General features: G+C 60.7%; 16 protein-coding genes. 12 read left to right on the top strand and 4 right to left on the bottom strand.

Annotated elements, in window-relative coordinates:
* Window positions 1–39 precede the first annotated feature (39 nt).
* The 3 genes from AAHK20_RS05720 to AAHK20_RS05710 all read left to right on the top strand — a co-directional run bounded on the left by AAHK20_RS05720 (window position 40) and on the right by AAHK20_RS05710 (window position 5,294).
* Complete coding sequence (locus tag AAHK20_RS05720; RefSeq protein ID WP_449180470.1) at window positions 40–1,869, top strand: DUF1302 domain-containing protein; 1,830 nt, start codon at window positions 40–42, stop codon at window positions 1,867–1,869.
* Between the two features lie 61 nt (window positions 1,870–1,930).
* Window positions 1,931–4,291 carry an efflux RND transporter permease subunit gene (locus AAHK20_RS05715; RefSeq protein ID WP_449180469.1) on the top strand — a complete coding sequence of 787 codons (2,361 nt, stop codon included), beginning with the start codon at window positions 1,931–1,933 and terminating at the stop codon, window positions 4,289–4,291.
* A 31-nt stretch (window positions 4,292–4,322) separates the two neighbouring features.
* Window positions 4,323–5,294: a WD40/YVTN/BNR-like repeat-containing protein gene (locus AAHK20_RS05710; protein WP_449180468.1), complete on the top strand. Its 972-nt coding sequence runs from the start codon at window positions 4,323–4,325 to the stop codon at window positions 5,292–5,294.
* A 174-nt stretch (window positions 5,295–5,468) separates the two neighbouring features.
* On the opposite strand, the gene AAHK20_RS05705 is transcribed toward AAHK20_RS05710, so the two are convergent.
* The 4 genes from AAHK20_RS05705 to AAHK20_RS05690 form a co-directional block, all read right to left on the bottom strand.
* The gene (locus AAHK20_RS05705; RefSeq protein ID WP_449180467.1) at window positions 5,469–5,837 is read right to left on the bottom strand and encodes a hypothetical protein; all 369 of its coding nucleotides are present in this window, start codon (window positions 5,835–5,837) and stop codon (window positions 5,469–5,471) included.
* Between the two features lie 85 nt (window positions 5,838–5,922).
* On the bottom strand, window positions 5,923–7,362 hold the full coding sequence (locus AAHK20_RS05700) for an APC family permease (RefSeq protein WP_449180466.1): 1,440 nt from the start codon (window positions 7,360–7,362) through the stop codon (window positions 5,923–5,925).
* A gap of 284 nt (window positions 7,363–7,646) precedes the next feature.
* Entirely contained in the window at window positions 7,647–8,591 is a 945-nt protein-coding gene (locus AAHK20_RS05695) for a helix-turn-helix domain-containing protein (RefSeq protein ID WP_449180465.1), read from the bottom strand.
* 276 nt (window positions 8,592–8,867) lie between these two features.
* A complete protein-coding gene (locus AAHK20_RS05690) occupies window positions 8,868–9,629 on the bottom strand; it encodes an IclR family transcriptional regulator (protein WP_449180464.1) in 762 nt (253 codons plus the stop codon).
* 410 nt (window positions 9,630–10,039) lie between these two features.
* Here AAHK20_RS05690 and AAHK20_RS05685 point away from each other — a divergent pair, with 410 nt between their 5' ends.
* The 9 genes from AAHK20_RS05685 to AAHK20_RS05645 are packed head-to-tail and all read left to right on the top strand — an operon-like array spanning window position 10,040 to window position 18,983.
* A complete protein-coding gene (locus tag AAHK20_RS05685; protein WP_449180463.1) occupies window positions 10,040–11,638 on the top strand; it encodes an acetolactate synthase large subunit in 1,599 nt (532 codons plus the stop codon).
* Between the two features lie 35 nt (window positions 11,639–11,673).
* Window positions 11,674–13,188: an aldehyde dehydrogenase family protein gene (locus AAHK20_RS05680; RefSeq protein ID WP_449180462.1), complete on the top strand. Its 1,515-nt coding sequence runs from the start codon at window positions 11,674–11,676 to the stop codon at window positions 13,186–13,188.
* Window positions 13,189–13,202: 14 nt separating this feature from the next.
* Window positions 13,203–14,006 carry an SDR family NAD(P)-dependent oxidoreductase gene (locus AAHK20_RS05675; RefSeq protein ID WP_449180461.1) on the top strand — a complete coding sequence of 268 codons (804 nt, stop codon included), beginning with the start codon at window positions 13,203–13,205 and terminating at the stop codon, window positions 14,004–14,006.
* Window positions 13,975–15,036, top strand: a complete 1,062-nt coding sequence (locus AAHK20_RS05670; protein WP_449180460.1) for a WD40/YVTN/BNR-like repeat-containing protein — start codon at window positions 13,975–13,977, stop codon at window positions 15,034–15,036. The genes AAHK20_RS05675 and AAHK20_RS05670 overlap by 32 nt, the downstream gene beginning before the upstream one ends.
* A gap of 8 nt (window positions 15,037–15,044) precedes the next feature.
* The gene (locus AAHK20_RS05665) at window positions 15,045–15,503 is read left to right on the top strand and encodes a VOC family protein (protein ID WP_449180459.1); all 459 of its coding nucleotides are present in this window, start codon (window positions 15,045–15,047) and stop codon (window positions 15,501–15,503) included.
* Between the two features lie 13 nt (window positions 15,504–15,516).
* Window positions 15,517–16,122, top strand: coding sequence for an amino acid synthesis family protein (locus AAHK20_RS05660; RefSeq protein ID WP_449180458.1), 606 nt, complete (start codon window positions 15,517–15,519; stop codon window positions 16,120–16,122).
* A gap of 25 nt (window positions 16,123–16,147) precedes the next feature.
* Entirely contained in the window at window positions 16,148–17,023 is an 876-nt protein-coding gene (locus tag AAHK20_RS05655) for an alpha/beta fold hydrolase (protein ID WP_449180457.1), read from the top strand.
* Between the two features lie 11 nt (window positions 17,024–17,034).
* Window positions 17,035–18,669 (top strand): bifunctional 3-(3-hydroxy-phenyl)propionate/3-hydroxycinnamic acid hydroxylase, encoded by a 1,635-nt coding sequence (locus tag AAHK20_RS05650; RefSeq protein WP_449180597.1) that lies wholly within the window; start codon window positions 17,035–17,037, stop codon window positions 18,667–18,669.
* Window positions 18,666–18,983, top strand: a complete 318-nt coding sequence (locus AAHK20_RS05645) for an NIPSNAP family protein (protein WP_449180456.1) — start codon at window positions 18,666–18,668, stop codon at window positions 18,981–18,983. Before AAHK20_RS05650 ends, AAHK20_RS05645 begins: the two co-directional genes overlap by 4 nt.
* Window positions 18,984–19,060 lie beyond the last annotated feature (77 nt).

The following is a 19,060-nucleotide window of genomic DNA, read 5'->3' as shown; positions in this document are numbered from 1 at the left end:
CACGGCGATCGAAAGGCCGCGACGACTAGGGGAAATTTCGTGAAAACAAAAGCGGTTCGCGCATCGGTGTCCGTTGCGCTGATGGGGCTCGGCACTATCTCGGTCAATTCGTATGGTTACGACTTTACGACCGGACTCGGCGATTTGTCCGGCTCGTGGGTCTCGAACCTGACGGCGGGCGCGGGCATTCGTGTAAAGAGCCCTAGCTGTTCGCTCACCGGCGACCCGAACGCCTATGGCTGCGGCAGCGCGGCTAACGTCAATCAATGGGGCTCCAGCGACAATGGCGACCTGAACTATCGAAAGGGGCAGCCGTTCAGTTCCTATGTCAGCGCAACGAGCGAGCTGCTGCTGACGATGCCGAACGAAGGCTACAAATTCATGATCCGGGGTACCGCGATGTACGACTTTCTGGTCGGCAACACCGCGCGAACGCCGCTCACGAGCAGCACCCTGTCGCAGGTGGAATACCCGGTGCAGCTGCTCGATCTATGGGCTGAAAAGGATTTTGCGGTCAATGGACAGCAGGCCCACGTGCGCCTTGGCAATCAAGTCGTCAACTGGGGCGAGAGCTATTTCGCTTCTGGCGGCATCAACCAAACGAACTCGCTCGATATCCAGAAGCTTCTCATTCCCGGAACGCAGCTGAAGCAGGCGCTATTGCCTGCGCCTATGCTGAGCTTTGCCACCGGCTTGTCGCATGGTTTCAGTACCGAAGGCTATTACCAGTTCCAGTGGAACGGCAATCGCTATCCTCCCGTCGGCACTTACTGGTCGGTTGGAAACAGCTTCGGGCGAGGCGCCGTCCCGGGGACGGGCAGTTCGGTCAACGCGAATGCGAACGGTGTGGATGCCGGAACCATTGCTGGCCCGAACAGCGGCAATTCCGCGACGCTGTCGTCGGTCAACACAGGGCTGCTCAACGGGCAGTATGCCGGGCCGCCTTTCAATTCCGTAGGATTCCTGGTGAACACGGTCTTGCCGTCGGAATACAAGCCACAATACGGCATCAGGCTCAACTACAAACCCAAAACGATCGACGTCAATTTCGGTTTTTACTACGAAAACTACACGGACAAGTCACCGGTTCTCACCGGGCTATCCAATGGCACGAGCCAGTTTTCATACCTTGAAAATCGGCAGCTCTTTGGTGTCAGCGCCAATTTTGGTCTTGGCGATTGGGCAATCGGAACCGAACTTTCGTACCGTCCGCACGATGCCGTTGCGCTCTCGAGCTGCTTCGGCGCGAATGGACCGCTCGATCTGAACACGAACGGCGTCTCCGGCATCAATTGCCAGCAGTGGATGGACATGAAGAAGTTTCAGTACGACATCAACGGCCAGCTCAGTCTGACTCAGAGCGAGTATCCGTTCCTGAAGCTCATTCGTGCCGACCAAGCGGTGCTCACTGCGGAGTTGACCTGGATCTACTACCCGGGGCTCAGCTCGAGCGGGGTCACGCGCACGATCGACGGTCACAGCGTGCAGCAGGCGCCGGCGGCGGGTTACTTCACGTGGCTCAACAATGGGTCGAGCCTGGGCTATCCGATCACTGCAGCGGCGGGTACATCGAGTTCGGTGGGCGCGACAGTCGATTTCAACTGGACCTATGACGGCAGTCTGATTCCCGGCTGGCAGGTCACGCCGGGGTTGACGTTCACGGATGCGCTGTACGGCTACACCCCGACGTTTACGGCCAACTATCTGCAAGGTGCGAAGTCGATAAACGCATACGTGTTGTTCAACCAGAACCCAGCCACGTGGCAAGCCGGAATCAACTTCACGGCCTTCTTCGGCGGCCACGGTGGCGTTGGGCAGCCGTACGCCGACCGCAATTTCGTTGGGCTGTTCGCTACACGCAACTTCTGATGCTGCGATGGCGGCAACGGCGCGCGGGAGCGCGCGCCGAAACTTTTGAAGGATAGATTCCGTGCTAACTCGCTTCGTCCTCCGCCTCGAGAAATTCTTCTTCGGCCATCGTGCGATCGTGCTGGCGGCGATCGGTATCTTTACAGCCGTGATGGCGGTATTCGCCGTGCAGTTGCGCATGGAGGCCGGCTTTGAGAAGCAGATGCCGATCGGGCACGAGTACATCAAGACGTTCAAGCAGTATCGGAACGATTTGTTTGGCGCGAACCGCATCACGGTAGTCGTGCGGGCTCGGAACGGCAACATCTGGACGCCGCAGGGGCTCACCCGGCTTTATCAGGTGACGCAAGCGGTCATCTTCCTGCCGAACGTCGACCGCGGAGGTGTCCAGTCGCTGTGGACACCGAACGCCTTCGTCAACGAGATCACCGAAGACGGTTTCCGGGCGAGCCCCGTGATCGACGGCACCATCACGCCGACGCAGTTGACGCCAGCCATCGTTGCGCAGATCCGAAAGTCCGCGATCGACGGCGACTATATCGGCACGCTCGTGTCGCATCGCGAAGACAGTGCGATGATCACTGCCGAGCTCACCGAACGCGACAGTTCGGGAAAGGTCCTCGACTATGTCGCGTTCAACCGCTTGCTCGAAAAGCAGATTCGCAAGCCGTTCGAAGACGCGGGCTATGAGATTCAGATCATCGGCTTTGCAAAGCAGATCGGCGATATCGCTGACGGCGCCACGGCCGTGCTGGGCTTCTGCGGCATTGCGCTTTTACTGACGGCGCTCGCGGTGTATTGGTACAGCCATTCCGTCCGCTTCACTGTGCTGCCGATCGTATGCTCGCTGACCTCGCTGGTTTGGCAGTTCGGCACGCTGAAGCTGCTGGGTTTCGGGCTCGATCCGCTGGCCGTGCTCGTGCCGTTCCTCGTATTCGCGATCGGCGTGTCGCATGGCGTGCAGCAAGTCAACCATATCGTTCGCGAACTCTCCCACGGTTACAGCTCGCTGGAAGCCGCGCGCCGGAGCTTCAGCGGGCTGCTGGTGCCCGGCACGCTCGCGCTGATCACCGCGTTCGTGTCGTTCGTCACGCTGCTCTCGATTCCTATTCCAATGGTGCGTGAACTCGCGATTACTGCTTCGCTCGGCGTTGCGTACAAGATCGTCACGAACCTGGTGATGCTGCCGGTCGCCGCATCATGCTTCCATTTCACCAAGGCCTATGCCGACCGTGCCCTTTCAAAGCGGGAACGTCGATCGGTTTGGCTGCGCGGTCTCGCACGAGTGGCTGAGCCCAGAAACGCCTATGTCGTTGTCGCGATTACCGCGGTGATTTTTGCGGCGGCCGTATGGCAAAGCCGAGACCGCGTAATCGGCACGCTGCAGCCCGGAGCGCCGGAATTGCGCGTCGATGCCCGCTTCAATCAGGATGCCGTATCGATCGCGAAGAACTACGACGTGGGGCTCGACTGGCTGACCGTCGTGTTCGAGTCGAAGGGAGCCGCTTGCGATAACCCAGCTGTCGGTGTGGCCGAGGACGAGTTTGCGTCCACGATGCGAAGCGAGCCGGGTGTGGTCTCGGTTCAGTCCTACCCCGGGATGTTACGCACGTATAACGAAGGTTATAACGAGGGCAACCCGAAGATGAACGTGATACCGATCGATTCCGGCAACTACGGCGGGCTGTCGGCCGAGATCGGACGGGTGAAAGGCTATATGAACAAGGACTGCAGCATGACGGCGGTTCACCTGTTCCTGACCGATCACAAGGCGGCGACGCTCAACCGGATTCTCGATGATGTGAAGCAGTATCGTGCGGCCCATCCGCTCCACGATTTGTCGATTCGGCTTGCCGCGGGCAATGCGGGCGTCCTTGCCGCGATCAACGATGAAGTCGCGCAGAGCGAGTTGCCCATGATGCTTTACGTGTACGCAGCGATCCTGATTCTCGTATTCCTTGCCTATCGCGACGTGCGCGCGATGATCGCCTGTTGCGCGCCGCTGACGGTGGCGACCTTCATCGGTTACTGGTTCATGAAGGAGCTGCAGATCGGCCTGACCGTCGCGACACTGCCCGTCATGGTGCTTGCGGTCGGGATCGGTGTGGACTACGCGTTTTACATCTACAACCGGCTGCAATTGCATATGGCGAGCGGCCAGACGATCGTCAAGGCGGTTGAGCATGCGATGCTCGAGGTGGGTGTGGCCACGATCTTTACTGCCATCACGCTCGCGATCGGTGTCGCAACGTGGAGCTTCTCGGCCCTCAAGTTCCAGGCTGACATGGGGAAGCTGCTTGCCTTCATGTTCATTGTGAATCTCGTGATGGCGATGACGGCGCTGCCTGCGATTGCCGTTGTGCTGGAGCGTTGGTTCCCGCGCCGCAAGCCCGTGCGCGCGCCCGGCCTGCTTACCCACTGACTGCTCAGTCTCGACATTTGAGGTTTTTCTAATGATCAGGAATCTTCTCGCGGGTGCGGCGTTTGCCTGCTTCTGCACGATCGCCGCGGGTCAAACGGCCGGCGATGCGCCGAGCCTTCTCAAGATCGAATCTGCGCATGCGTGGGCCGATCCGACACACGCAATGCTGCTCGATGCAGCGCGTGCCGGCGGGCGTATCGTTGCTGTTGGGGAGCATGGCATTGTGCTGCTTTCCGACGATGGCGGGCGCAGCTACCGGCAGGCGAAACAGGTGCCGGCATCGTCGGCGCTGACCGCTGTCTATTTCACGGACGCGGATCACGGGTGGGCGGTGGGGCAATGGGGCGTGATACTGTCCACCGGCGATGGCGGCGAAACCTGGACGCTCCAGCGATCGGATACATCGATCGATCAGCCGCTGTTTTCCGTCTACTTCAAAGATGCCCGGCACGGTTGGGCGGTTGGGCTGTGGTCCCTGCTGCTTGTCACCGAGGACGGCGGCCACGTATGGAAGGTATCGAAGCTGCCGCCCCCGCCGGGCGGAGGCAAGGCGGATCGCAATCTCTTCCACATCTTCGCGGGTCCTTCCGGCACGCTGTTTATTGCGGCGGAGCAAGGCATGGTGCTGCGCTCGCGCGACGGCGGCGCGACGTGGGAGTACCGGCAGACGGGCAATAAGGGCAGCTTATGGACGGGCACCGCAAGCGCTGACGGCACGCTCTTCGTCGGCGGCTTGCTCGGCCATCTATATCGCAGCCGCGACGGCGGCGACACCTGGGATGCAATCGATTCCGCCTCGACGGGGTCGATCACGGATCTCGTCGCATCAGGCGACCGGATAAAGGGCGTCGGGTTGGACGGCTTCATCATCAGTGGCACGAGCACGGACGAACGATTCACGGCGCGGCAGCGGCCTGACAGGGCGGCGCTGACCGGACTCGTCGTTTCGGGTTCCGGTAGCGCGATCCTTCTTTCGAAGGATGGCTTCGTAAAGCCGGAGTAGTCGGAAGCAGCCGGCTTAGAAGTTTGCGCGCTTTGCTCGACATCGAGCAAAGCGCGCACCGCATTGCCACGCTCAAGCAATGCGGGCGACGTCAACGGTCAACCGGGCGATTTCGCAGATCGGCGAGCCGACTCGAAGCAACGTGGTGCTCGACCGGCAACATGCCGATTTCGGTCAAATCAAACAACTCTCGAAAGCCGCGCCGTGCGTGAAGAGGCGCGGCGCGCAAAATGCCGATTCAGCCGCATTCACCTGCATCAGGGCGGCGAAACGATTTCGGCCCTCGCAACCCACAATCGCAAACACGCTGCCATCGAAGCCATTCGCGAAGCGCTCGTCGCCTTCCATGACGTCTAAATCGTCGTGAAGGCCATGTAACCGAGCGTTGTCAACGACGTTCCAGACCTGCGGGAGCCGCAAGACGATGTCGAGCACATCCTCGGATATTGAAACGATCGCGGCATGAGCATCGGCGCAGCGGTTGAACCAACCGGCTTCGCCGGCGGGCTCAACGCGTATCGCCGCGACGGCGTACAACAGCATGGTCGTAGTTTCGAGAGACATAGGCCATGGAGATTGGGTTTGGAACGGCAACGCACCCGACGATCGGCAATGAGAGAGCGCCGGCCTATTGAACGGCTCGTCCCAGACCGCGGTAAAGCCCGGGATCTTTTCTTTTCAACCGCAATGCAGCCCAGACCCCCGAGGCGCCGATTGCGAGCAGGAGATAAGGAAACAGTGCGACGAGCTTTGAATCGGAACCGCTCAAGACGGATAGGTTGCGAACGACGAGCACGAGGCAGGCGCTGAGCGCAACCATGCTGATGGCCGGGGCGATCAGCCGATGAACGATGCCGGCGTCGCGGTGATCCCGGGCGAAAAATACGATGACCGATGCCGCTACGAGAATCTGCACGGCAATGATGCCGATCGTCGCGAGGGCGCTCATCCACGAAAAGACGATCGCGAAAGGATCGAGGTGCAGCAAAGCGGAGCCCGCTACCGTCACGAGCGCGATAAGCGTTTGCAGCTTGCCGGCAACGTCGGGGCAGCGATAAACGGGGCACGTATGGCCGAGCTTGCTCCACAGCACGCCTTCCCGGCCCATTGCATAGAAATAACGCGTGATGGTGTTATGGAACGAAAGAATCGCTGCAAAAAGGCTCGTCACAAGCAGGATGTTCATCGCGTCGGTGGCGACCTTGCCGAGGAGCCGGTTGCTCATTGCGAACCAAAGGTTTGCCGGATCCTTCGTTGCTTGCGCAACGATTTGATTCTCGCCCCAAGCCTCGACAATCGCCCATGCGGAGAACGCATAGAACGCCATGATGAGCATCACGGCCACATAGGTGGCGCGTGGAATGGTGACTTTGGGATCGCGTGCTTCTTCGGAGAAGATGGCCGTTGCCTCGAAACCCATGTAGGAACCGAGGACGAACACGAGTGCGATACCCAAGCCAGGACTGAATATGGCGGCAGGACTGAAGGGCCTTGCGGTGAACCCGCCGGCGCCGCCTCCCTTCGCCACGATCGCGAGGTCGAGCAGCATCACGATTGCAATCTCGCAGATCATCAGTATCCCGAGAAGCCGGCCGCTGAACTCGATGTGACGTGCGCCGCAGAAGTGGACGATGGCAATGCACGCGAGCGCGAATCCCCACCATGGGATGTCGACCCCGTAGTGCTGGTGGATGCCATCGTTGAGAAAGAAGCCGAACATGCTGTAGATGGCGATCTGCACGGCGTTGTATGCAACGATCGCGACGAACGCGCCCCCCACGCCGAGCGGAGCGCCGAGCCCATTGGCGATGTAGGCGTAGAACGCTCCTGCATTGGAGATATGGCGGCTCATGGCGGCGTAGCCGATGCTGAAGAGCAGGTACATCACGCCGGCCAGCACGAAGGCCCCAGGCACGCCGGCACCGTTCCCCAATGAGAACGCCGCCGGTGTTGCACCTACCATGGCAGTCAGCGGCGCGGCGGCGGCCACGACGAAAAAGACGATCTGAGGCAGTCCGACAGCGTTTTTGCTGAGCCCCTCGCTGGGCTGACTGGAAATTGGGTTCATGGATGATCCTTGAGACCGGGTCGTTCACGTGTGATCGATCGCGGCATGCCTGACGGGTAGCCCGCATTCGATGTGAGCCGCCAATATTCGATAACGAATCGTGTGGCGTTGCCGTCGTGCGGGGGCGCGCTTTGACTCCCGCGTGGAGCGGTTCGCCGGTTCCGGCAGGAGCAGGGCTACTCTACGGCGCGAGCGTTCTTCGCTTTGTCCGCTATCGGCAATCTATCTCCACGATGTACGCTAGGGCTTACCCTAGAGCACCTTTGTCGACGTGCTGCACGGCCTTAGGCGCGCAGCGTCTGCGACGGCAGTTCGTGGAAATGTTGGTGGTAGTAGGACGAAAAGCGCCCGAAGTGACAGAACCCGAACTGCGCCGCCACGTCGCCGATACGGACGGTGGGGGATGTCGTCATCAGGAACCGGCGAACCGCATTCAAGCGGATCGATCGGAGATAAGCGGTCGGCGTCGTGCCCGCGATGTTCTGAAAACTGTACTGCAGCGTTCGGCGGCTGATCTTCAATTGACGGCACAGGTCGAGCACAGTCAAAAGATCGTCGTTGCTGTCGAGCGCTATTTCTTGGCTTTTGCGGACGATGTAGCTTTGGGTCGACATGTGAGGCAGCGTAGGGCTTCCCTCATCACCGGTTCGCACTAGACCGAGCACGATGCCGATGACGCTGTCGGTCAGCACCTTCTCGTTGAACGCACCCCGGTTCACGAGCGATTCGCTGTCCAATGCCAAGCGCAGCACGTCTTGCAGGTTGTCGACGGCCGCTTCGTACCGCAGCGGCGACACCGGCAACACCGGCTGCGTCAGCGTTCGCTCCGGCAGTTCGGAAAGTGCCGCATGCTCGGGTTCCACCGTCAATGCGCGGTCGATCGTAAACGCGATGACGTCCGTATCACCGGGCAAGTGGACGACGAACTCCTCACCGCTTCGCAGCGTCAGAAGGCTCGGTAAATTGACGGCGCGGCCTTGGACGATCGGGGCGACTGCGCGAACGACGGGCAAGGCGAAGCACAGATGATTGTGCGGCGCGCGGCCCTGTTGCAGGACACGTTGATTGAGCTGCTCATGAAAGACGTGAAAGCGTTGGCCCGAGATTTGGCGCAGCGTGGTGCTCGCAGAACCTGGACTGATCTGATCGTAACGCTGTGACCAGTTCGCGATGGCTTGCGAATGGAGAAATACATCCGAAAAGCGTCGTGTTTCAGCACGCAAAGGCATGGTCGGCCCCGCGGCACCAACCGATTCGGCGGCGCGTTCGGTTGTCATTCGTTGCGTGAGCCATGCGCACTTCCTAGTGATTCGTCAGAGGATATTGCTGTGTCGGCTTTCTACCAATTCCGTAATATGGGATTTAGAAAAGTGCGCACCGAACGATTACGCATTTTTTAGAAACGTAATCGCACAATAAAGGATCGTCAACATCCTTGTGCGTAGGTGTTTTCATCGGGTGCCTTGCCTGCGCCCCCGACTGCCTCGAACACGCGTAGCCGCCGTTCACCTTCCAGGCGGGGTGGGTATTGCCGGGTAGGCCTTGCGTCCGATGGTCCGGGCGGTAGCCGCGAGCGCGGTGCCCAAGGCGGACTCGTTGAACAGGGCGTAGTGCTCGCGCCTGAAGACGAGGGTCATGCTGGAAGTGGCTTCGCTGCTTTCGCCTGTGGGAATGGGCGCCGAGATCCCCACGTGACCCTTGTGAAGCTCTTCGTGCGAGACCCAATAGCCCTGCTGGGTGATTTGCTGGCAATACCGCCACAGGGTGGGCCAGTCTTCGGTGAGGGCAGGGTCTTGCGCGAGCAAGTGCCGATCGAATAGGCGTTTGAGCCGCGATCGGCTCATCGTTGCGATGATCACTTTCGAGGAGGCGCCTCGCATCAGCGGCATGACCTGTCCGCGGCTGAATCCCAGGTTGAGCCGCTCGGACCCGCTCTCGTGATGGATGTTGATGATTTGCTCGTCATACATCGTCGAGATGAGACCCTCGCCCCCCGTGCTCCGCACGAGTTTCTTCAGCTCAGGAATGCCGGCCTGCAGGAGCGGGTCGGATTCGCGCATCTTGTGATCGAGATTGATGATTCGCGCGCCAAGGGAATAGACCCCGTTCGCGTTGTTGAGCAACCCCGCTTCGGTGAGCTCTTTGACGTATCGATAGCAGGTGGTACGCGTGAACCCCATGCGCTCGGCGATGGATTCTGCCGTCATCGACATGGCAGTCGAGGAGAACAGGTCAAGGATGGACAACATGCGGGTGAGACTCGACATAGCGTTTTTATCGCTTCTATCTGCGGGTTGGTAAATGGCCGGCGCGCTATGCCGCGCGTCGCCGGTGCATGAGCGCTCGTTTTGCCGCTGGGATCGAGAATCCGTCATTCTGCGATCCGCCTTCACGGCGCCGCCTCGAATGATGCCTCGTTGGTCCCGTTGCGCAAAGTCCCGCCATGGCGGAGCGCCGATCGGCGCTCCGCGTTCGACACACTGCCGCTAGGCGCCCGCATGAAACCGTTGGCGTCTTCGTGTCTTACATTGAATCCCGAAATCAGAGATTCTCGATTCAGTCATTCGGGGAAAAATCTCGATCATCTCGATTGACAGTCTCGAAATGCGGGATTAGCATCGCTTCCACTGATCTCGGTGCGCGGTGCGCCGCACCGTATCGAACCCAGGAAAAATCGATGGAAACCGCTAATCCCGCAGTTTTGGAAACAAGCGTCGCCGATGCCGTTGCAACGGGGGCCGAGCGCATGCTGCTTGCTGCGCGTGCCGCTGGCGCCGAGGTCTGTTTCGCCAATCCGGGCACGACGGAGATGCCGCTCGTTGCCGCTTTGGACGCCGTGCCCGGAATTCGGGCTGTACTCGGTTTGTTCGAAGGCGTGTGCACGGGGGCCGCCGACGGATATGGCCGCATGACGGGCAAGCCTGCTTTGACGCTGCTGCATTTGGGTCCGGGCTTTGCGAACGGCATTGCCAACTTGCACAACGCGAGGCGTGCACGCACCCCGATCGTCAATATCGTTGGCGATCACGCCAGTTGGCACGTTCAATACGACGCGCCGTTGACGTCCGACATCCATTCGCTGGCCCGCCCCGTGAGCGGCATGGTGAGAACCATTGGGTCCACGGGAGACATCGAGAGCGATACGCTCGATGCGTTTCAGTCAGCGTTGAAGGCGCCCGGCAGCATTTCGACACTCGTTTTTCCGGTCGATTATCAGCAGCATCACGCCCCGCGCCGAGACGGCGAACTGCCGTCGGTGCAATGCCGGCGCAGCTTCCAGGAAACGCGCGTTGAAGCCGTCGCGCAGAAGCTGAAGGCGGGCAAGAGCGTGGTGTTCCTGTTGGGTGGCGGTGCACTGTCCGAACGTGGGCAGCGTGCTGCCGGTCGGATCGGCGCAAGCACGGGCGCGCGCTTCTTCAGTGAGACATTTCCTGCGCGGACGGAGCGTGGTGGTCGCCTCCCCGACATCGACCGTTTGCCGTATTTCCCGGAAAAGGCGATCGAGCAACTCGGGACTGGGGACGTGGTGGTGCTGGTGGAGACGATCGCGCCGGTTGCCTACTTCGGCTACGAAGGTTTGCCGAGCCTGCTGGTTGACGAGCGGCGCTTGATGACGCTAGCCGATGTGGCCGAATGCGGCGACGCTGCGTTGGAAAGACTCGCAGAACTCGTCGGCTCGGATACTTCGGAGGTCGGCGTTCCGATGTCGCGCTATGCGATTCCCGAGTGCGCGCTCGATGCTGCGCTCGTAGGCAAGGTGCTTTCGAATGCGCTGCCCGATGAAGCCATCGTATCGGTGGAGGGGGGGACCTGCGGCTATCCGTTCGTGACCGCGTCCGCATCGGCTGCCCGCCACACGATTCTCACCAATACGGGAGGCGCGATCGGGCAAGGGCTGCCTGTCGCGCTCGGTGCGGCCATCGCTTGCCCGGAGCGTCGCGTGTTCGCGCTTCAGTCCGATGGCAGTGCGCAGTACACGATCCAGTCGCTGTGGACGATGGCACGTGAGCGCTTGCCCGTCGTCATGCTGATTACGTCCAATCGCCGCTACGGAATTTTGCAGACGGAGCTGCGCCGGGCAGGCAGCGCCGAGTTCGGTCCTCAAGCCCGTGCGCTTACGGAACTCGACAACCCTGCATTCGATTGGTTGGCACTCGCGTCGGGGTACGGCGTGCCCGCCCTGCGTGCATCGACCACGCGTGAGCTCGAGGCAGCGCTTGCGGCCGCTCTCGTTCACACGAGCGGCCCTTTCCTGATCGAAATGGTGCTCGCCTGAGCACTGCTGTCAGAACAAATTTTGGATTCCAAAACATGTCAACCGACGTGAGTGGTTGGAGTGAACTGATCGGCGATGCGGCGCGTCGCTTCGCATTGCGCCGGCATCGGCTCTTTATCAACGGCGCTTGGCACGACGCCGCCGACGGAGGGACGTTCGAGACGCTCGATCCGGCGAGCGGGACAGTCGTTACGAGCGTGGCCGACGCAGGGCCGGCGGACGTCGATGCCGCGGTCCGTGCCGCGCGGTCGGCGTTGGAAGCGGTCACATGGAAAAAAATGACGCCCATCGACCGGGGGCGTTTGCTCAATCGCTTGGCGGATCTGATCGAGTCGAATGCGCAAGAGTTGGCTGAGCTCGAATCGCTCGACAACGGCAAGCCGCTTTCGGCAGCGCTAAACGGCGACGTTGCAGGCACGGCGAAACTGTTTCGCTACTTTGCCGGCTGGCCGAGCAAGCTCGAGGGAGCAACGATTCCTGTCTCGCCGACCGGAGGGCGGACGTTCCTGAACTATACGCGCGGCGAACCCGTGGGGGTTTGCGGGCTGATCGTTCCGTGGAATTTTCCGCTGTCGATGGCCGCGTGGAAGCTGGCGCCGGCATTGGCGGCGGGCTGCGCATGCATCTTGAAACCTGCCGAGCAGACACCGCTTACGGCATTGCGATTAGCTGAACTGATCGACGAGGCCGGATTCCCGGCAGGCATCGTGAACGTCATGACGGGGCGCGGCGCCACGGCCGGCGCAGCACTCGTGGCGCATCCCGGAGTCGACAAGATCGCGTTCACGGGATCGACTCAGGTGGGCAAAAGCATTGCCCGGCAGTGTGCGGATTCGCTCAAACGCGTCACGCTCGAACTGGGCGGCAAATCACCCAACATCATTTTGCCGGATGCGGATCCTGCCGAGGTGGCCGAAGCGGCTGCCGCTGCCATTTTCTATAACCAGGGCCAGGTCTGCACGGCCGGCTCGCGGCTGTACATCCACAAAAAGCACTTCGATCGCGTCGTTGCCGATGTCGCCTCCAAAGCCCGATCCATTCGGATCGGCCCGGGGCTGGAAGCCGGCACGCAAATGGGGCCGCTCGTCTCGTCGCTCCAGCATCAACGTGTGAGCGACTACGTCAGCATCGGTCGCAATGAAGGCGGCACGACGATTACCGGCGGCGGCCGCCCGCACGACAGACCCGATGGGTACTTCTTCGAACCGACTGTCTTCGTCGATACCCGCGACGGCGCTCGCATCGTCAAGGAGGAGATATTCGGCCCCGTACTGACTGCCATGCCTTGGGACGATGTCGATGATCTCGTGAATCGCGCGAACGATTCGCCGTTCGGTCTTGCCACAGGCATCTGGACGCGCGACGTGAAAGAGGCGCACCGGCTCGCTGCCCGGCTCAAAGCGGGGACTGTCTGGGTGAATTGCTACAACGTCACGGATCCGGCATCGCCGTTCGGCGGCTTCAAAGAATCGGGCTGGGGACGCGAGCTCGGCCGCAAAGGCATCGAAAACTACCTCGAAACGAAGAGCGTTTGGATCAACGTGGATTGAGAACGGAGCTTGAAATGGATATGGGATTGAGAGGCCAGACGGCATTCATCACAGGGGGCAGCATGGGCATCGGCAAGGCCATCGCCGAGCAGCTGGCCGCCGAGGGCGTGAACGTCGTGCTTGCCGCACGGCGGATGCAGCACCTTGAAGAGGCCGCGGAGGAAATTCGTTCGCGACTGCCGTCCGGAGCGGGCGAGCTCGCCTGCGTTTCGGTCGACACGTCGAGCACAGCCTCGGTGCAGGCGGGTGTCGACGAGGCTGCCAAGCGATTCGGCCGCATCGACATTTTGATCAACGGCGCGGCTCATCCGGGCGGACTCGTGCGTTCGGAACTCGAGGAGGCCGACGCGGATGGCCTGTTGAAAGACATCGACATCAAGGTCGTGGGCTATTTCCGCTGTGCGAAGGCGGTCGCGCCGATCATGAAACGCCAGCGATACGGCCGCATTCTCAACATCGGCGGGCTAACGGGGCGCGGGAGCAAGCAACTGTCGGGCATGCGCAACGTGGCCATCGTCCACATGACGAAAGTGCTGTCCGATCAATTGGGGCCCTTCAACATCACGGTCAACACGATTCACCCCGGCGTGGTCGAAACACCGCACATCCATGAGCTCTACGAGAAGGAAGCCGCAAAGCAGGGGCTGACGGCGGAGCAAGTCGAGCAAAACTACATCAAGGTCACGCCCATTCGCCGGGTGCTGCAACCGGAGGAAATGGCATGGATCGCTACTTTCATGGCCTCGCCGAAATCCGGCGCGATCACGGGCGAATCGATCGGCGCGGATGGCGGAATCACGCGAGGCATCTTTCTGTAACGAGGAGCAGCTAGTGAACAAAACCATTCTTGTAGCCACCGCCGGCCAGGGAATCCTGCGGAGCTCGGATAACGGGAAGTCCTGGAAGCGGCTCGACTTGGACCAGGATATCGAATTCGACGGCGTCGTTCGGAGTCTGGCTGTGCATCCGGACGACCCACGCCTGGTGTTCGCCGGCGCCGATGTCGGCCTTTGCAAGAGCACCGATGGCGGCGTGAATTGGAAGCGGATCGATTCGATCCTGAACGGTCAGATGGTGTGGTCAATCTGTTTCGATCCGAACAACCCGAAACATATGCTTTGCGGTACGGGTGCCCCTTCGCGCGCCGGCTTCTTCCGCTCGACCGACGGAGGCGAGAGTTGGACGAAGCTCCCGCCGGAAATCCCCGAGCGTTGCGCGGGCGTGAGCAAGCCTCGCGTACTGACTTGCGCGATCGACCCATCGAACTCGAGCCATCTGTGGTTCGGCATCGAAGAGGGTGGACTGTTTCGTAGCCGGGATGCGGGTGAAACCTGGGAGCGCATCGATGGCCAACGAGGCGGCGTGAGCAATTCCGATATTCATTGCGTCATCTTTATTCCGGGTCCGCCGCAGACACTGCTCGTTGTCGTGGTCAACGCGATCTATATCTCGAAGGACGATGGGAAGACGTGGAAGGGCTTGAATGCAAAGCAGGAATGGACGCTGCGCTATGCGCGCACCGTGCGTGTCCGGCCAGGCACCAACGAAGCGTTTCTCGTCATCGGGGATTCGACGCCGGGTCACACGAGCAAAGTGCTCAAATCGACGAACCTCGGCGAATCTTGGATCGAGGTGCCGCTGACGCAGACGCCCAACTCGGCGTTCTGGGCCGTCGGAGTCAACGACGCTGATCCGCTTCTCATGTTTGCCGGCGCGAAATACGGCCATCTGTTCAGGACCGAGGACGGCGGCGAGACCTGGTTCAAGGAGTGGCGCGAGTTCAGCGAAATTACCGACGTGACGTGGACACCGGTTTTAACCGTAGACAATCCTCCTCAACATCATTGAGGTAGTACATGGAAAAACCCAACGTCAAACGCACGCATATCGCGCTTTACGTTCGCGATCCGATCGCATCCGGCAAGTGGTACGAAGAAGTGCTCGGCATGGAAGAAACCGCGCGGGGGGAGAACTGGGTGTTCATGTCCTTCGGCACGAAGCACCACGATATCGCGCTGATCCGGACGGACGAGGCGCGCCCGCCGATCAAGCGAGGCCTTCAGCACTATGGCCTCGAGATCGGCGCGGACGTGACGTACCTGCGGCGCCTGTACGGCATGCTGTTGCGCAAGAAAGTCGAGGTCGTGAAGACGACCGACCACAAGATCGGCTACGGGCTGTACTTCAACGATCCGGACGGCAATCGCCTGGAGTTCTTTTGCGACCTCGTCTTCGACGACGGAGAAGGAAAACGGCTTCTGAACGAGTATCACGCGCCTAGCGATCCCATCGATCTCAAACCTCTGTTCGACTAACCGGCACCTGCAAATGAAGACGACTCCCAATTTCGAAGGCTTTCAAATTCGCAAGTGGTACACCCACATAGAAGACGCTCTCACCAACGAGAATGGCCGCCACGCAGATGGCGAGCCGTTGCGGAAAATCGTGATCGCCGCGGTGATCCTCAACCCTTTTGCCGGTCGCAGCGTGGAGGATCTCAGCGAGGTCGTGAACGCCTCGCCCGCGCTTGGCCATGAGTTCGCGCGGCGCATCCAGCAGCTTCTCGGCGACGACAAGGTCGAGAGCTACGGTAAAGCGTGCGTCGTAGGTGCGGATGGCGAATACGAACACGGCAACGCGTTTCTGACGAGCGTCTTCGCCGATCCGGTGCGCGATGCGGTAGGCGGCGGGAAGGCCTGGGTGCCGTCGACGGGCAAGCGCGGCGGCATCAATACGGCGATCGACATTCCGCTGGCCCATAAGGACGCACTTTACGTGCGCTCTCACTATGACACCGTCTCGGTCACGTTCGCCGACGCGCCCAACCCGGACGAAGTCGTCATCGCGTTCGCGTTTGCTTCACGCGGCCGGCTGCACGCGCGGCTCGGCGGCATCAAGGCTGCGGAGATCCAAGGTCAGGATGGGCTGCACTGACGGCCTGAGATAGGGGAGGCATAGGATGAGCGAGTTGCAGCCGAGCAGGGGTGAATTCCGCAGTGGCGAACTGACTTTGCGTTATGTCGAGTGGGGTCCGAAGGACGCGTTGCCCGTCATTCTCCTGCATGGTTTGCGCAGCTACGCGATGACGTGGGAGCCGACGGCCAGGTTCTTTTCCACTGGCTTACGCCTGATCGCACTCGATCAGCGTGGACGGGGCGATAGCGACTGGGACCCGGCGTGCAACTACTACACGCCGGCTTACGTCGCGGATCTGGAAGCCATGGTGGCCCATCTCGATCTTGAAACGTTCGTCTTGGTAGGGCACTCGCTCGGGGGCACGAATGCCCTCGTCTATACGGCGAGACACCCCGAGAAAGTCAAAGCGCTTGTCGTGGAAGATATCGGGCCCGGTTCGTCAAGCTCGACCGTAGGCGCAAAACGGATCGTACGTGAACTCGAGTCCACGCCGTCCCGCTTCGTGGACTGGGAGGCCGCGCGGCGGTTTTGGCGGAGCAAGAGGCCTCACATCTCCGAGGAAGCCTTGAACTCACGGCTCGAACACACGTTGAAGCCCAGTGAGGATGGCGGCTTGATGTGGAAGTACGACGCGAACGGGATCGGGCGCGCGCGCATCGAGCTCGCGCGGCGGCCCGAGTTGGGCGTCGATTTGTGGCCGGTCGTGGACGGCCTCCGCTGCCCGACGCTCGTGATCCGCGGTGAACATTCGGACTTCTTGTCGAGATCGACCGCGCAGGAGATGAGCCGGCGCAATCGACACATAGCGTGGTGCGAGGTTTCGAACGCGGGGCACTACGTCCACGATGACAACGCTACTGGCTTTCTGCTCGCGCTCGATGACTTCTTTGAAAAATGGAAAGCCGAGCGAGGAGCGTGAGCTCGAACATCATGGAAAAGATACACACCAGCGTGGTAATCGTCGGCGCTGGGCCGGTTGGCTGTACGGTTGCCAATTTGCTCGGCGTCTACGGCATCGAAACGATACTGATCGATCGCAGCTTGGACATTCTTCCGTACCCTCGCGCGGTAGGCATGGATGACGAGGCGTTACGCGTCTTCCAAACCGCCGGTGTGGCCGACGCTCTGCTCGACGACCTCATCCAGAACGTGTCGTTGCGAATGTTTACCGCGAAGGGCGAGCTTTTCGCCGATATTCGCCCTGGGACGCGCGAGTTCGGATGGTATCGCCGCAACATCTTCATGCAGCAGCTCGCCGAGGCAACGCTGCGTGAGCATCTGGCGAACTATCCCCACGTCGAGATGCGTCTCGGATCCGAGGTCACATCCCTTCGGCAGGGGGCGCAGAGCGTGACGTTGACCGTGACGGATCGCGACGGTGTGGCGCGCGAAATCGAGGCGCAGTATTGCGTCGCCGCCGATGGCGGCCGCAGTACGGTCCGAGATCTCGCCGGCGTGACATTGATCGGCAATACTCATCCAATCAAATGGCTCGTGGTGGACGTGCGCAACGCCGAGATGGACGCCCCCTATACGGCGTTGCATTGCGACCCGCGGCGGCCGAACGTATGCATTCATTTGCCCTTCGGCTACCGCCGCTGGGAATTCATGGTGTTTCCGCACGAAGATGCGGATCGCCTCGTCGAAGAATCATCGGTCAAATCCTTGATTGCACCGTACGTCGAGAATGCGGATCGTCTCGAAGTGGTGCGCGCACGAATCTATACCCATCACTCCCGAGTGGCCGATCGCTTCATCGTCGGGCGCACGTTATTCGCCGGCGACGCGGCACACCTCAGCCCGCCTTGGATCGGTCAGGGATTGAATCTCGGCCTGAGGGATGCCGGCAACATTGCGTGGAAGCTGGCTGCCGTAGTCAATGGGCGGATGGATCCGTCGATTCTGACGAGCTACGAAGTCGAGCGACGCGATCACGCCAAGGCGATGATCGATCTCGCGGATACATTCGGCCGGATTCTGATGCCGACGAGCAACGTCAAAGCATTGATTCGCGACATGTTTTTCAAGTCGTTCGGTTCTCTTGGAGCCGTGCGCGACTACGTGTTGCAGATGAAGTTCAAGCCGATGCCTCGCTATGACCGGGGACTCGTCGTCGAAGCTGCGGGCGACGCGCCGGATACGGCGGTCGGCCGCATGTTCATTCAACCGGACGTTGAAGTCGGCTTCCGGGAAAAGCGGAAATTGGACGACGTTTTAGGGCCGTGGTTCGCAATCGTTGGCTGGCGTACCGACCCCTATGAAGCACTCGATGCCGAAGGGCGAGCTTTTTGGACGTCCATGCAGGCCGTGTTCATCCGAATTGAGCGGTCGCGCAGCGGTGCGTCACATGCCGAGCGGATCAGTGGGTCTGCGACGACGATTTGTGTCGAAGATCTCGAAAATGCGCTGGAGCCTTGGTTTTGGCGACAAGGGCGGACGATCGCGGTCATTCGTCCGGATCGGTATGTTGCGGCCCTTGCCGATCGAGCGTCGTTTGCTGAAGTCACGCGTGCGTTCGCTGCGAAAGTGCGCTCGACAAGTCATGAATTGGAGGAGACGCTGTGATACTGGAAGAACGCAGGTACACCCTGGTCCCGGGTGGTGTTCCGCAATACATCGCGCAGTACGGCGCACTTGGGCGCGAATCGCAGGAAAGGCATCTCGGCAAGATGGTGGGGTGCTTTCAGTCGGAAGTGGGCGAGCTCAATCAGCTTATTTTCCTGTGGCGCTACGAGAGCATGGCTGACCGCGAAACGCGTCGCGCGGCGCTCATGGCCGATGCGCGATTTGCGGAGTTCAGAAAGAGCGTGCGAGCGCTGCTGGTGCAGCAAAAAAACTGCATTCTCAATGCCGTCGTTTTTCCGGAGGCGACGCCGTGAGGGAAACGAACACGAAGACTGAGCCTATGCTGTTGGAAAATCCCGCTTTGCTGCGCAGCGGGGCATTCATCGGTGGC

The sequence above is a fragment of the Trinickia camelliae genome (genome assembly GCF_053525655.1).
Note: the sequence above shows the minus strand (reverse complement) of the source record. Positions and strands in the feature narration are given on the sequence as shown.